The sequence below is a fragment of the Castellaniella sp. GW247-6E4 genome, from assembly GCF_040276065.1.
Lineage (GTDB): Bacteria > Pseudomonadota > Gammaproteobacteria > Burkholderiales > Burkholderiaceae_B > Castellaniella.
In genome coordinates, this window is sequence record NZ_JBELOI010000010.1 from 45,101 (window position 1) to 59,058 (window position 13,958).

Consider the following 13,958-nt stretch of genomic DNA (forward strand, 5'->3'; position numbering starts at 1 on the left):
CGGATATGGAATTCATTTTCTTCATGGAACAGGCCGTCAACGGCCTGGTGCTCGGCGGCTACTATCTGCTGCTCGCCCTGGGCCTGTCCCTGATCTTCAGCGTCGGCGGCATCGTCAACCTCGCCCATGGTGCCTTCTACGCCATCGGTGCCTACGTCTCTCTGGAGGTCATGCGCCACCTGGGATTTGGCGGCAGCATCATCGTCACGCCGGTGCTGGTGGCCCTGCTGGGCATCTTTTTCGAGCGCTTCCTGCTGCGCCGCTTCTACACGGCGGACCCCATCCTCAGCCTGCTGGTGACCTTTGCCCTGGCGATGGTGGTCGAACAACTGATACGCATGATCTGGGGCGCCTCGCCCCTGCCCTCGACCATGCCGGCCGTGTTCAAAGGCTCGGTCGCCATCGGCGATTTCCTGTTCTCAAAGTACCGCTTGTTCATTCTGCTGGTCGTCCTGGTCGTGATGGCGGGGATCTGGCTGCTGCTGCACAAGACGCCCTTTGGCCGGGTCATCCGCGCCGGTGTGCAGAAACCCGACATGGTGGCCGCGCTGGGCATCCGCCTGCAGCCTTATATGACGGCGATCGTCATGCTGGGCGTGGGGACGGCCGCCCTCGGCGGCGTGCTGTTCGGCCCGATCGCCGTCGTGCACCCCGCCATGGGCACCGAGATCATGACCGTCGCCTTCGTGGTCGTCATCATCGGCGGTCTGGGCAGTTTCTGGGGGGTGGTGCTGGCGGCGATGCTGGTCGGCGTGGTGCGCGGCGTCACGATCTATTTCGAGTCCGCGGCCGGCGAAGCCTCGATGTACGTCTTGATGTTCCTGGTGCTGATGTTCCGCCCGCGCGGGCTGCTCGGCAAACGCATCGAGCGCTTCGAATGAGGGCGGCGGGATGAACAGAAAGTACCAGCCCTTGTGGATCGGCGTTCTCTGCCTGATCCTGCTGCCGGTCGCCTTCCAGGGCATCGGCCTGACGCTCGACAGCGCAACCCTGGTGGTGATCCTCGCCATGGCCGCCATGGGCCTGAACCTGCTGGTGGGCTACACCGGCCTGGTGTCCTTCGGGCACAGCGCCTGGTTCGGCATCGGCGGGTACGCCGCGGCGCTCGCGCAATTACACTGGTTCCCGGGCCAGATACTCATGCCGATCCTGTGCTCGATCGCCTTCACGGCGCTGGTGTCGCTGGTCACGGGCTTTCTGATCCTGCGCCGCCGGGGCGTGTACTTCGCCCTGCTGACGCTCGCGCTGTGCGCCCTGACTTTCGCCATCGCCTTTCGCTGGACCAGCGTGACCGGCGGCGAGGGGGGCCTGGGCGGCCTGCAACGCGGGGCGATCGGCCCGATCGACCTGGACGACTACGTCGCGTACTACATCCTCACGGCGGCGGTGGCCACGCTGGTGCTGTACGCGCTGCTGCGCATCACGCGCTCACCTTTCGGCCACGTGCTGGTGGCGATCCGCGAAAATCAACTGCGCGCGACCTTCCAGGGCTACGGCACCGGCTACTACAAGCTGGTCGCCTTCGTCCTGTCGGCCTGCATCACGGGGCTGGCGGGCGCCCTGTTGGTGTTTCTCCACCACCTGGCGGCGGCCGAATCCACCACCGTGGCCTTCTCGGGCGAGATGCTCGCCATGGTGGTGATCGGCGGCATGCACAGCCTGCTGGGACCCGCCCTGGGCGCGCTGTTCTACCTGCTGTTCCGAGAGCTGTTCTCGATCTACACCGACAACTGGCTGCTGTGGTTCGGCCTGATCTTCATGGCCTTCGTGCTGTTCTCGCCGGACGGCCTGACCGGCATCTGGGCGCGGATACGCCAGCACATCCGTCCGGCGGCCATCGACAGCGCCGCGATGAGCAAGCGCAAAATCCACGAGGGCCTGCCCCTGCCCGGGTTCCTGCGCCCCAAGGCCGCCAAAGGCGAGGTCCTGCAAGCCCGCGACCTGCATCTGAGCTTTGGTGGCATCCACGCGGTGCGCAATGTCAGCCTCACGGTGCGCGCCGGCGAGATCCACGCCCTGATCGGGCCAAACGGCGCCGGCAAGACCTCCACCTTCAATCTGATTTCCGGCATGTTCACCTCGACGTCGGGCCGCATCCTCCTGCATGGCGAGGAAATCCAGCGGCTGCACGCCAAGGACATCTGCCAGATGGGTCTGGCGCGCTCCTTTCAGATCACCAGTCTATTCAAGGGCCTGACGATCCACGAGAACCTGCGCCTGTCGCTGCAGGCACGCCACCCCGGCCGCTTCAACCTCTGGCGCGACACCGAGGACGACGCCCAGGTGCGCGCCGAGACGGCGGAGCTCATGAAATTCCTGGGACTCGAGGGCATGGAAAACGTCATGGGCGACCAACTGTCGTATGGCGGCCAGCGTTTGGTGGACCTGGGCATCGCCCTGGGATCCAAGCCGCGCGTCCTCCTCCTGGACGAGCCGCTGGCGGGCCTGGCGGCCGCCGAGCGCGAACGGGTCTCGCGCCTGATCCAGACCATCGCCGACAATATCCCGGTGCTGATCGTCGAGCACGACATTGACCGAGTGCTGTCGTTCTCGCACCAGGTCACGGTGATGAACCAGGGCGAAGTCCTGGTGACCGGCGATCCCGAGACCATCCGTCAGGACCGCCGGGTGCAGGAAATCTACACCGGCACCGGCACGCCGCCGGTCACCGGCCGCTCGGCCACGCCGACGGCCGAACGCCCCCTGCTGCTGCGCTTCGACCAGGTCGACGCCTACTACGGCAAGAGCCACATCCTGGACAAAGCGAGCCTGGAGATCCGGCAAGGCGAGATCGTCGCCCTGCTGGGCCGCAACGGCGCCGGGAAATCGACGCTGCTCAAGACACTGATCGGCCTGGTGCCCCCCGCCGGCGGCACGATCGAATTCTCGGCCCGCAGCGTCGCTGGCCTGGGCGCGCCGGACATCGCGCGCATGGGCATCGGCTACGTCCCCCAGGGGCGCGGACTGTTCGCGGGCATGACCGTCGCGGAAAACCTCGCGCTCGGGCGCCAGGCTCGACCCACCGACGGCCGCTCGGGCATCGTCTGGGACGAGGCCCGGATTTTCGAGTATTTCCCCCGCATCAAGGAACGCATGACCGTCGAGGCGGACTATCTCTCGGGTGGCGAACAGCAGATGGTGGCCGTGGCCCGCGCGCTATCGGGCAACGTGCGGCTCTTGCTGCTCGACGAGCCTTTCGAGGGCCTGGCGCCCGCCGTGGTGCAAGAGCTCTTCACCGTGTTCGATCGCCTGCGCGAGCACATCTCGATCCTCATCGTCGAACATAATCTGGATCTGGTGCTGGCCCTGGCCGACCGCGTCTATGCGCTCGAGCGCGGTTCGGTGTTCCACGAGGGTCCCGCCCAACCGCTACTCACCGACCTGGATTACAGGAAACAGATACTCTGGCTCTGAGCCGAGGCCCTCGCAGGCTCGACGGCGCAGCGCCGGGGCCTGGCAACAGCCCCAACAACCCTTCGATCAACCTCTGAGGATTTCCCATGAGCAATAAGACAGCCCTCGTGTTCGGTGGTTCGCGCGGCATCGGCGCGGCCTGCGTACAAGCCCTCGCCGAGGACGGCTTCGACGTCGCCTACACCTACATCTCCGGCCCCGGAGACATCCCCGAGCGCATCGGCGCGGCGCGCTGTGCGGCGTATGCCGCCGATGTCCAGGACGAGGATCAGGTCGCCCGGGTCTTTGCCGACGTGGCGCGCGACTTCGGCGACGCGCCCGCCTGCGTGGTCGCCAACGCCGGCATCAACGTCCCCCCCAGTCCCCTTGCGCAATTCGGCACGGCGGATTTTCGCCGGCTGGTCGAGGTGAATATCGTCGGCGCGTTCAACGTACTGCGCGAGGCCGCCCGCAACGTCAAGGACGGCGGCACCATCATCGCCCTGACGACCTCGCTGGTGCGCCACGCCGCGCCGGGGATCGGCCCCTACAGCGCGACCAAGGCGGCCGTCGAGTGCCTGGTGCGTTCGCTGGCCAAAGAGGTGGCCGCGCGCGGCGTGCACGTAAACGCCGTGGCTCCGGGGCCGGTGGATACGGATTTGTTCCGCGCCGGCAAAAGCCCCGAGGCCATCCAGCGCTCGGCGGCGATGAGCCCTTTCAACCGCGTGGCCGAGCCTGCCGAGATCGCGGCCGTGGTCCGCTTCCTCGCCTCGGGCAAGGCCTCGTGGGTGCATGGGCAGGTGATTCAACCCAACGGCGGACTGATCTAAGGGACGCTCGGCGCGGGGGCTGCGTCCCACCACCGCGCAAACCCGGGCCCGCGAGGGCCTGGATGATCAATCACTGGCGGCCGGCCGTCCCGCGCGCCTGTCCAGAGAGCTCTTGAGCAGAGCCGCCGAGCGGAACACCCCATGGGCGAACTTTCCATAGGGCATGGTGAGGAAGAACGCCATGACCGCGCCCAAGTGCAGGGCCAGCCACAAGCCCATCGCCCCAGTATCGCGCCATATGAGCAAGGCCAGGCCGGTCGCGCTCACCCACATCAACAGCGCAATGAAACCCCGATCCATGGGCTGCTGGGCCACTACGGCGTGTTCGGGATGACGCCGAAGATTCAGCCACAGCAGGCCGGCGGGGCCGATCAGCAAGCCAATACCACCCACGATGCCGAAGAGCACCGGCACACTGATCACCGGATAGGGGGCCTGATAGTCCAACAGGTAGTGATAGAGGGTCGCCACCGAGGTGGCGATGAAACAGCATACGAAGCCGTAGAACGTCAGGTGGTGGAACACCCGGCGCCTGAGCGTGTAGCGATCGTCCTCGTCGTTGCAGCCCTCGCCGTGGCCGCCGTCGAGGTACTTGAGCGTCAAGGCCTTGCCCGCGGCATCCAGTCCGGCCGCCCCCATGGCGCCGGGAGCCACGGAAGGCGACAACATGCGCCAGAACGAGGCGACCCCCAAGCCCAGGGCCACGATCGCGTACAGAAACGCCGTGCCGAACATCAGCACCAGGGTGTTGTGCGGAAAGATCGCGTAGAAATTCCCCGCCAGCGGCGCGTGCAGCCAGGACCCTTGGTTGATGATCAGCACCAGGACAAGAAACAGCGCCAGGCCACCCGCGCTCGCCAGGGCCGTCGTCAGCCCCGCCCGCTGGTACAAGCGGCCCAGCGCCGGTGGCCAGGCGAACTCGGCATAGGTCAGCGGGCGCACCGCCGCCAGCGCGCGCGGCACATTGACGGCGAACTCGTGGGGCGCGGCGTATTGGCAGGAATGCAGGCAGGCGCCGCAATTGTGGCAGACATTGGCCAGGTAATGGATATCGGCCTTGTTGAATTCCAGCAGGCGCGTCATGGCCGGGAACACCGCGCAAAATCCTTCGCAATAGCGGCAGGCGTTGCAGATGGTCATGACGCGATCGACTTCGGCCTCCTCGGGAGACAGCAGCAGAGTGGACACCGCGTCCTGGGTGAGGGCTTGCAGGGTCTGCATCCGGATTCCTCGTGGCTATGCAATGGCGGGGGCGGGCTGCCGCAAGGCGGCCGCGGCGGCCTGGACACCGGCGATGCGGCCGAAGGCCGTGCCGATGCTCATGCCCACCCCGGCGGTGTAGCCCTGCCCCAGGATGTTGCCGGCCATGACTTCGCCGGCCGCAAACAGGTTGTCACTGGGCTGGCCGCCGAAATGCACGGCGGCTTGGGCGTCGATCCGCACCCCCAGATACGTAAAAGTGATGCCCGGGCGCAGCGCATACGCGTAGTAGGGCGGCGTGTCCAGGGGCCGCGCCCAGTGGGTCTTGGGCGGGACGAGGCCCTCGGTATGACAGTCGTCCAAAACCTCGTGATCGAAATGCCCGCCCCGGCACGCCGCGTTGTAGTCCGACACCGTGCGCACGAAGGCGGCCTCGTCCAGGCCCACATGCCGGGCGAGCGCCTCGATGGTGTCGGCGCGCTCGCCCTTGAACACCGGAGGCATGAAGCGCCCCACCGCCTTGGAGTCGATGATGGAATAGCCGATCTGGCCGGGCTGCTGGGCCACCAGGCGCCCCCAGATGGCATAGCGCTTGGGCCAGAAATCCTCGCCCTCGTCATAGAAACGCTGTGCCCCGCGATTGACCACGATGCCCAGCGATACGCAATCGATCCGCGTGCAGATCCCGCCGTCGTACAGCGGCGCGCGCGCGTCGATCGCCACCGAGTGAAACTGCGTCGGATCGCCGATCCGGTCCGCGCCCTTGTCCAGCAGGTCGCGCAGCAGGACGCCTCGGTTGTAGCGCGTGCCGCGGATCAGGAAATTTTCGGCGGGCCATTCCCCCGCTTCGTTGCGACCCCAGGCCTCGCGCAACCATTCGCGATTGGACTCGAACCCGCCCGAGGCGACGACACAGGCGCGCGCCTCGATGCGCTCGTCGCCCAGCCAGGCGGCGCGGAAACGGCCATCCTCGAGCTCCAGCCGATCCACCGTCGCATCGTAGCGGATGCGCACGCCCAGCGACTCGGCGCTGCGATAGTAGGCGTTGATCAGGGCCTTGCCCCCGCCCATGAAGAATGCGTTGGTGCGCGCCATCTGCAGCGTGCCCGACAGGGACGGCTGGAACCGCACCCCGTGGCGGCGCATCCAGCCGCGACAGTTCGACGAGGCGCGAATCGCGATGCGCGCGAGTTCTTCGTTGGTGCGCCCGCCCGTAACCTTGAGCAGGTCCTGCCAAAATTCTTCTTCGGGATAGGCGCCCACCAGCACATCCTGAGGCGCATCATGCATGCAGCGCAGATTGCGCGTATGCATGGAATTTCCGCCGCGCCACGCGCGAGGCGCGGATTCCAGGACCAGCACCTTGGCGCCGGCCTCGCGCGCCATCAGCGCCGCACACAAGGCGGCGTTTCCGCCGCCGATGACCAGGACATCGAGCATGATCCGCAAATCAAGGGTTGTACACCCTTGAGAGCATAGATGGGGCCGCCGGAGCGCGCTAGGTGGCTGAACGGCAATCCCTGTTCACGAATCGTGAAGGCTATGCGCACCCACCCATTGCCCGCCACCGGCCAGCGCGAGCGCCACGTCGCGCATCACCACGCGGGCCGCCAGGCCGGCGGGCGAGAGCTCGTCGTCCGACAGGCTGACCAGCAGGTTGCGGCGCACCAGGCCCGGATCCGAGATCTGCGCCATCACCAGGTCGTGCGCCGCCATGCGGGTGACGGCCGCACCCGGCTGTATCGTCGCCACCAGGCCCGCGGCCACCGCGTCCATCAGCATCGCCAGGGAATCGATCTCCATCGCGACATCCAGCCGCACGGCTTGCCTGCGGACCGCCGAGGCGAGGACGCTGCGCAGGCCGTGCATGTGCGTCGGCATGGCCAGCGGCAGGCCCGCCAGGCTCGCCAGGCGCACGGTCTTGCGCCTCGGAAAACCCTTGAATCCGCGGGCCGCGATCACGTAGAGACATTCCTCGAGCAAGGGCAGCACCGACCATTTGCGGCCCGCATCATCGTTGAACAACACCGCCAGGTCGAGCTGGCGCGCATTGAGCATGGCCCCCAGGTGACCGGACAAGGACTCGACCAGGTGCAGACGCACGTCCGGATAGCGCTCGCGCATCGCCAGGATCAGGGGCAGCCCAAAGACGGCTGCCGTGGTGGGTGCCAGACCGACGCTGACGTGGCCCGAGAGGCGCGCCTGCTTGGCGGACCGCGCCGCCTCGTCGATATTGCGCAAGGCAAGCTGAGCCTGTCGAAAGAACGCGATGCCGGCATCGGTGGGAATGATGCCCGTCGCCGTGCGCTGCAACAGACGGGTCGAGAGCTCGGACTCGAGGCGGCTGATCTGCTGGCTGAGGGCCGAAGTGACGACCCCGAGCTTGCGCGCGGCCTTGCCCATGCTGCCCTGCTCGACCGCACACACAAAGTAGCGCAATTGGCGGATTTCCATGGAGCGATATTAGCCGAATCTGCGGTAAGGTTATGCCCAGCGCCCCTCCCGGCCCCCTCAAGCCCTTACGTGCCCCTGCCACCCTCATGACACTGCCCCAGCGCCTCCTTGTCCTCATCGCCCTCGTCGCCCTGCCGCTCCAGCCGGCGCCACGTGCCCAGGCCACCGACGCGGGGGCCACCCCGGCCGCGCAGTCCAGCCCGGCGCCGACGCTGCCCGCCGGCATCCGCGCCGGCGTGACGGTTCAGGGGGTGACCGAGTATCAGTTGGACAATGGCCTGCGGGTGGTGCTGGCCCCGGACGCCTCGCGTCCCCAGACCACGGTGAACATGACCTACCTCGTGGGGTCGCGGCGCGAGGGGCCGGGCGAGACCGGCATGGCGCATCTGCTCGAGCACCTGATGTTCCGCGGCACTGGCGATCAGGCCGACGCGCTGGCCGAATTCTCGCGCCGGGGACTGGCGGCCAACGGCACGACCGGCCTCGATGCGACCAACTATTACGCGACCTTCGCCAGCGACCCCGACACCCTGCGCTGGTTCCTGGCCTGGCAGGCCGATGCCATGCGCCACGCGCGCGTCAGCCGCGCCGACCTGGACGCCGAGATGACCGTCGTGCGCAATGAAATGGAACGTGGCGAGAACAGCGCTTTCGGCACCTTGCTGCAACAGACCGCCTCGGCCGCCTATATGTGGCACCCCTACGGGCGCAGCGTGATCGGCGCTCGTTCGGACGTCGAGCACGTGGACATCCCCCGCCTGCGCGCCTTCTACGACCGCTATTACCAGCCTGACAACGCCGTCCTGATCGTCGCCGGGCGCTTTGACCCCGCCCAGACCCTCGCCTGGATCGCGGCGGATTTCAGCCCGATCGCCCGCCCCGCGCGCGCCCTACCCATCGAGTACACGGTCGAGCCCGTCCAACAGGGCGCGCGCGCGGTCACCCTGCGCCGCTCCGGCGGCAGCGCATTGGCCGTGGTGCTCTACCACATCCCGGCGGGCCCCGACCCCGAGACCACCGCCCTGTCCATCGGCACCACGATGCTCGCCGATGCGCCGTCGGGGCCGCTCTACCGCGCGCTGGTCGACGCGGGCATCGCCAGCAGCGTGTTCGGCGACGCGCGCCGCCTGGCCCAACCCGGCTACGTGGTGTTCGGCGCCCAGGTCCAGCCGGGCGCCGACGCGCAAAAGGCCCTGGCCATCCTGGAATCAACCCTCGAGGGCCGCGGCATCGATGCCCTGGACCAGGCGGCCCTGGACCGCAGCCGCACGGCATGGCTGCGGCAATGGAGACAGATCTACAACCAGCCCCCCGCCCTGGCCTCCGCCTTGTCCGACGCCTCGGGCCTGGGCGACTGGCGCCTGTTCTTCCTGCTGCGCGACCAGGTCGAGGCCCTGGACCTGGAGCAGGTCCGCTCACAGTTACGCACCTGGCTGCTGCCCTCCAACCGTACCGCCGGGCTATACCTCCCGACCCCCGAACCGCACAACGCGCCCAGCCCGCCGACCGTGGACCTGGACGCCCTGCTTGCGCCGCTCGCGACCGGCGCCCCACGACCCGCGGTGGCCGATTTCGACACTCGCCCGCAAGCCATCGAGCAGGCGACCCTGCGCTCGACGATCGAGCAGCCCAACGGCGCCCTGCATCTCGCGCTGCTGCCCAAACCGACGCCGGGCGGACAAGTCCAAGCCGTCCTGCAGTTGCGCTTCGGTTCGGTGGAACAGCTCAGGGGCCTGGGCGTCGTGCCCGCGCTGGCCTCGGCCATGCTGCCGCGCGGCGCCCGCGGCCTGGACCGCCAGCATATCGAGGACCGGCTCAACGCCCTGGAGGCCGAGATCGACATCGACGGCAGCGCAAACACCGTGCGCGTGGATATGCGCACGACCCGCGACCACCTGCCCGACCTGATCGGGCTGGTCCTGCGCCTGCTGCGCGAGCCGGTCTTTCCAGCCGAGGAACTGGCCAAAATCCAGCGCAGCGTGGCGACCTCGACAGAGTTCGCGATGTCCGACCCGGCCTCGCTCGCGACCAACGTCCTGGAGCGCCACAGCCAGCCCTGGGGGCCAGACGATATCCGCTATACCGCCACCCCTCAGGAAACACTGGCCCGGGTCGAACACGCGACGCGGCAGGATCTGATCGATTTCCACGAACGGTTCTACGGCGCGGGCGACGTGGCGGTATCGGCCGTGGGCGACTTCGACCCACAGGCACTCGAGGCCGCCCTGCGCGCGGGCCTCGAGGGCTGGCGCACGGCGCCCGCCTACACCCGCATCCCGCACCCCTGGTATCCGGTGCCCGCCGAGGTCTTTCACATTCCGACACCGGGCAAGGCCAATGCGAACTATCTGGCGGCGCTGCCGCTGAAACTGCAGGATGACGATCCGCGCTATCCGGCGCTCACGGTCGCCAACTACCTGCTGGGCGGTTCGGAGGATTCACGGCTGTGGCAGCGCATCCGGGTGCGCGACGGTCTGTCCTACAGCGTAGGCAGTGCGCTCGAGGCCTCGCCCTGGGAGCCCTCGGGCTCATGGACGATCTTTGCCAGCATGGCGCCACAGAACGCCCCGGCGCTGGAATCCGCGGTGCGCGAGACCATGAGCGCCGCGCTGCGCGACGGCTTCACGGACGAGGAGGTCCGTGCGGGCGTGCGCTCGCTGCTGAACTTCCAGCAGCTCGGCCTCTCGAGCGACCGCAGCCTGGCCGTGCGCTGGATGCATTATCTGCGCACCGACCGCAGCTTTGCCTGGTTGATGGATTTTCAGGACAAGCTTCGGGCCCTGGATGCCGCGCACGTGAACGCCGCGCTGCGTGCCACGCTGGACCCGGAGGGATTCAGCGTGGCGGTGGCGGCAGCCCCCGGATGATCAGGAAAAGAAGTTCTTGACCTTGTCGGTCCAGGACTCGCTCTTGGGCGAATGACGGTCGCCGCCGGTGCTCAGCGACGCCTCGAACTGGCGCAATAAAGCCTTTTGCTCGTCGTTCAGGCGCACCGGCGTCTCGAGCACGATGTGGCAGTACAGATCACCCGGATAGCTCGAACGCACGCCCTTGATGCCCTTGCCGCGCAACCGGAAGGTCTTGCCGGCCTGGGTGCCCTCGGGGATGGTGATCTCGCCACGGCCCGACAGCGTCGGCACCTCGAGCGTGCCGCCCAGCGCCGCCTTGGTAAAGGGAATGGTCAGCTCGCAATGCAGGTCCTCGCCATCGCGCTGAAAGATTCCGTGCGGCTTGATGCGGATCTCGACGAAGAGATCGCCCGGCGGCCCGCCGTTCAAGCCCGGCTCGCCATTGCCCGAAGAACGGATGCGCATGCCGTCGTCGATCCCGGCCGGGATCTTGACCTGCAGGGTTTTGTTCTTGCGAATGCGACCGACGCCATCGCAATCGGCGCAGGGATCGACGATCTCCTTGCCCGAGCCATGACAGGTCGGGCAGGTCTGCTGCACGCTGAAGAATCCCTGCTGCATGCGCACCGCGCCGTTACCGCCACAAGTGTGGCAGGTGCGCGGCGAGGTCCCGGGCTTGGCGCCGGAGCCGTGGCAAGTCTCGCACGACTCCCAGCTGGGGATGCGGATCTCGGTCTCGAAGCCGTTGGCCGCCTGCTCGAGGCTGATCTCGAGGTTGTACTTGAGATCGGCCCCGCGATAGACCTGCGGTCCGCCGCCACCGCGCCGCCCCGCCCCGAAAATCTCGCCGAAAATGTCGCCGAAGGCATCGGCAAAGCCGCCCGCGCCGCCCATGCCGGCGCCGCCCGCGGCATTGGGATCCACGCCGGCATGCCCGAAGCGGTCATAGACCGCGCGCTTTTCCTCGTCCGACAGGATCTCGTAGGCCTCTTTGGCCTCTTTGAATTTGTCCTCGGCCTCTTTGCTGTCCGGATTGCGGTCCGGATGGTATTTCATGGCCAGCTTGCGGTAGGCCTTGCGGATGTCGTCCTCTGAGGCGTTCTTGGCCACCCCGAGGATTTCATAGAAATCGCGTTTTGCCATTTGGTTTTACATGCCTGCGCTACGCTGCGATAGAAGGAAAGGCGCCCGGCGCAGCGCCAAAGCGCCGTGCCGGGCCCGAACGACGGCCGCGGCGGTCAGTCGCGCTTGACTTCCTTGAAGTCGGCATCGACCACATTGTCATCGGCCGGCCGCGCGGCATCGGCCGCCGCCGCCCCCTCGGCCGAAGCCTGGGCCTGCATGTCGGCGTACATCTTCTCGCCGAGCTTTTGCGACGCCGTGGCCAGCGCCTCGGACTTGGCGTCGATGGCCGCCTTGTCGTCGTCCTTGACGGCGGCTTCGAGATCCTTGATGGCGGCTTCGATGGCGTCCTTTTCCGCGGCCTCGAGCTTGTCGCCGTACTCGGCCAGCGACTTGCGCGTGGCATGCACCAGGCCATCGGCCTGGTTGCGGGCCTGGGCCAGCTCGGCGATGCGGTGGTCTTCCTCGGCATTGGCCTCGGCGTCCTTGACCATGCGCTCGATTTCCTCTTCGGTGAGACCCGAACTCGCCTTGATCGTGATCTTGTTTTCCTTGCCCGTGCCCTTGTCCTTGGCGGACACGTGCAGGATGCCGTTGGCGTCGATGTCGAAGGTCACCTCGATCTGCGGCAGGCCGCGCGCCGCGGGCGGAATCCCCTCAAGGTTGAACTCGCCCAGGGCCTTGTTGCCCGCGGCGACCTCACGCTCGCCCTGATAGACCTTGATGGTCACGGCCGGCTGGTTGTCATCGGCCGTCGAGAACACCTGCGAGAATCGCGTCGGAATGGTGGTGTTCTTTTTGATCATCTTGGTCATGACGCCGCCCAGGGTCTCGATGCCCAGCGACAGCGGCGTCACGTCCAGCAGCAGCACGTCCTTGCGGTCGCCCGAGAGCACGGAGCCCTGGATGGCGGCGCCCGCGGCGACCGCCTCGTCGGGGTTCACGTCCTTGCGCGGATCGCGGCCGAAGAACTCCTTGACCTTGTCCTGGACCTTGGGCATGCGCGTCATCCCGCCCACCAGGATCACGTCGTCGATGTCCGAGACTTTGACGCCGGCGTCCTTGATGGCGATGCGGCAGGGCTCGATCGTGCGTTCGATCAGCTCTTCGACCAGGGCCTCGAGCTTGGAGCGCGTGATCTTGAGGTTCAGGTGCTTGGGGCCCGACGCGTCGGCCGTGATGTACGGCAGGTTGATCTCGGTCTGCTGGGTCGAGGACAACTCGATCTTGGCCTTTTCGGCGGCCTCTTTCAGGCGCTGCAGGGCCAGCACGTCCTTGGACAAGTCGGCGCCGGATTCCTTCTTGAACTCGGTGATGATGTAGTCGATGATGCGCTGGTCGAAATCCTCGCCGCCCAGGAAGGTGTCGCCATTGGTCGAGAGCACCTCGAACTGCTTTTCGCCATCCACGTCGGCAATCTCGATGATGGACACGTCGAATGTCCCACCGCCCAGGTCATAGACGGCGATCTTGCGATCGCCCTTTTCCGCCTTGTCCAGGCCGAAGGCCAGGGCCGCGGCGGTGGGCTCGTTGATGATGCGCTTGACCTCGAGGCCGGCAATGCGGCCGGCATCCTTGGTGGCTTGGCGCTGGCTGTCGTTGAAGTACGCCGGGACGGTGATGACGGCCTCGGTGACCTCATCGCCAAGGTAGTCCTCGGCGGTCTTTTTCATCTTGCGCAGAATGTCGGCCGAGATCTGCTGCGGGGCGAGCTTTTTGTCCTGGGCCTCGACCCAGGCGTCGCCATTATCGGCCTTGATGATGCGGTAGGGCATCAAGTCGATGTCCTTTTGCACGGCCTTCTCGTCGAACTTGCGGCCGATCAGGCGCTTGACCGCGAACAGGGTGTTCCTGGGGTTGGTGACCGCCTGGCGCTTGGCCGGCGCGCCCACCAGGATTTCCCCGTCGGGCATGTAGGCGACGATGGAGGGCGTGGTGCGCGTGCCCTCGGAGTTTTCAATGATTTTGACCTTGCCGCCTTCCAGCACCGATACGCAGCTGTTGGTCGTTCCCAGGTCGATGCCGATGATCTTGCTCATGTTTGCAAATCCTGTCGATGATTGGATGAATGGGGTGGATATCCACCAATGACTCTAATGTGGGGGTCTCC

Annotated in this window: 9 protein-coding genes; 4 read left to right on the plus strand and 5 right to left on the minus strand. The window is 66.9% G+C overall.

Translation table 11 applies throughout. The features are described 5' to 3' along the window. Window positions 1-5: 5 nt before the first annotated feature. The 3 genes from ABS761_RS12890 (at window position 6) to ABS761_RS12900 (ending at window position 4,223) form a co-directional block, all read left to right on the plus strand. Window positions 6-881: a branched-chain amino acid ABC transporter permease gene (locus tag ABS761_RS12890; protein ID WP_350408745.1), complete on the plus strand. Its 876-nt coding sequence runs from the start codon at window positions 6-8 to the stop codon at window positions 879-881. Between the two features lie 10 nt (window positions 882-891). Further along, window positions 892-3,414, plus strand: a complete 2,523-nt coding sequence (locus ABS761_RS12895) for a branched-chain amino acid ABC transporter ATP-binding protein/permease (protein ID WP_350408746.1) — start codon at window positions 892-894, stop codon at window positions 3,412-3,414. Between the two features lie 86 nt (window positions 3,415-3,500). Next, window positions 3,501-4,223, plus strand: coding sequence for an SDR family oxidoreductase (locus ABS761_RS12900; protein WP_350408747.1), 723 nt, complete (start codon window positions 3,501-3,503; stop codon window positions 4,221-4,223). A gap of 66 nt (window positions 4,224-4,289) precedes the next feature. On the opposite strand, the gene tcuB is transcribed toward ABS761_RS12900, so the two are convergent. The 3 genes from tcuB to ABS761_RS12915 all read right to left on the minus strand — a co-directional run bounded on the left by tcuB (window position 4,290) and on the right by ABS761_RS12915 (window position 7,877). Next, window positions 4,290-5,444, minus strand: a complete 1,155-nt coding sequence (gene tcuB, locus ABS761_RS12905) for a tricarballylate utilization 4Fe-4S protein TcuB (protein WP_350408748.1) — start codon at window positions 5,442-5,444, stop codon at window positions 4,290-4,292. A 15-nt stretch (window positions 5,445-5,459) separates the two neighbouring features. Beyond that, on the minus strand, window positions 5,460-6,863 hold the full coding sequence (gene tcuA / locus ABS761_RS12910; protein WP_350408749.1) for an FAD-dependent tricarballylate dehydrogenase TcuA: 1,404 nt from the start codon (window positions 6,861-6,863) through the stop codon (window positions 5,460-5,462). An 84-nt stretch (window positions 6,864-6,947) separates the two neighbouring features. Further along, window positions 6,948-7,877 carry a LysR family transcriptional regulator gene (locus ABS761_RS12915; RefSeq protein WP_350408750.1) on the minus strand — a complete coding sequence of 310 codons (930 nt, stop codon included), beginning with the start codon at window positions 7,875-7,877 and terminating at the stop codon, window positions 6,948-6,950. Between the two features lie 86 nt (window positions 7,878-7,963). Here ABS761_RS12915 and ABS761_RS12920 point away from each other — a divergent pair, with 86 nt between their 5' ends. Beyond that, on the plus strand, window positions 7,964-10,744 hold the full coding sequence (locus tag ABS761_RS12920; RefSeq protein ID WP_350408751.1) for a M16 family metallopeptidase: 2,781 nt from the start codon (window positions 7,964-7,966) through the stop codon (window positions 10,742-10,744). On the opposite strand, the gene dnaJ is transcribed toward ABS761_RS12920, so the two are convergent. Continuing rightward, the gene (gene dnaJ, locus ABS761_RS12925) at window positions 10,745-11,869 is read right to left on the minus strand and encodes a molecular chaperone DnaJ (protein WP_350408752.1); all 1,125 of its coding nucleotides are present in this window, start codon (window positions 11,867-11,869) and stop codon (window positions 10,745-10,747) included. 95 nt (window positions 11,870-11,964) lie between these two features. Then, a complete protein-coding gene (gene dnaK, locus ABS761_RS12930; protein ID WP_350408753.1) occupies window positions 11,965-13,887 on the minus strand; it encodes a molecular chaperone DnaK in 1,923 nt (640 codons plus the stop codon). Window positions 13,888-13,958 lie beyond the last annotated feature (71 nt).

Coding starts and splice junctions, on each gene's coding strand:
- ABS761_RS12890 (WP_350408745.1), top strand. CDS start 6: ATGGAATTCATTTTCTTCATGGAACAGGCCGTCAACGGCCTGGTGCTC.
- ABS761_RS12895 (WP_350408746.1), top strand. CDS start 892: ATGAACAGAAAGTACCAGCCCTTGTGGATCGGCGTTCTCTGCCTGATC.
- ABS761_RS12900 (WP_350408747.1), top strand. CDS start 3,501: ATGAGCAATAAGACAGCCCTCGTGTTCGGTGGTTCGCGCGGCATCGGC.
- tcuB (WP_350408748.1), bottom strand. CDS start 5,444: ATGCAGACCCTGCAAGCCCTCACCCAGGACGCGGTGTCCACTCTGCTG.
- tcuA (WP_350408749.1), bottom strand. CDS start 6,863: ATGCTCGATGTCCTGGTCATCGGCGGCGGAAACGCCGCCTTGTGTGCG.
- ABS761_RS12915 (WP_350408750.1), bottom strand. CDS start 7,877: ATGGAAATCCGCCAATTGCGCTACTTTGTGTGTGCGGTCGAGCAGGGC.
- ABS761_RS12920 (WP_350408751.1), top strand. CDS start 7,964: ATGACACTGCCCCAGCGCCTCCTTGTCCTCATCGCCCTCGTCGCCCTG.
- dnaJ (WP_350408752.1), bottom strand. CDS start 11,869: ATGGCAAAACGCGATTTCTATGAAATCCTCGGGGTGGCCAAGAACGCC.
- dnaK (WP_350408753.1), bottom strand. CDS start 13,887: ATGAGCAAGATCATCGGCATCGACCTGGGAACGACCAACAGCTGCGTA.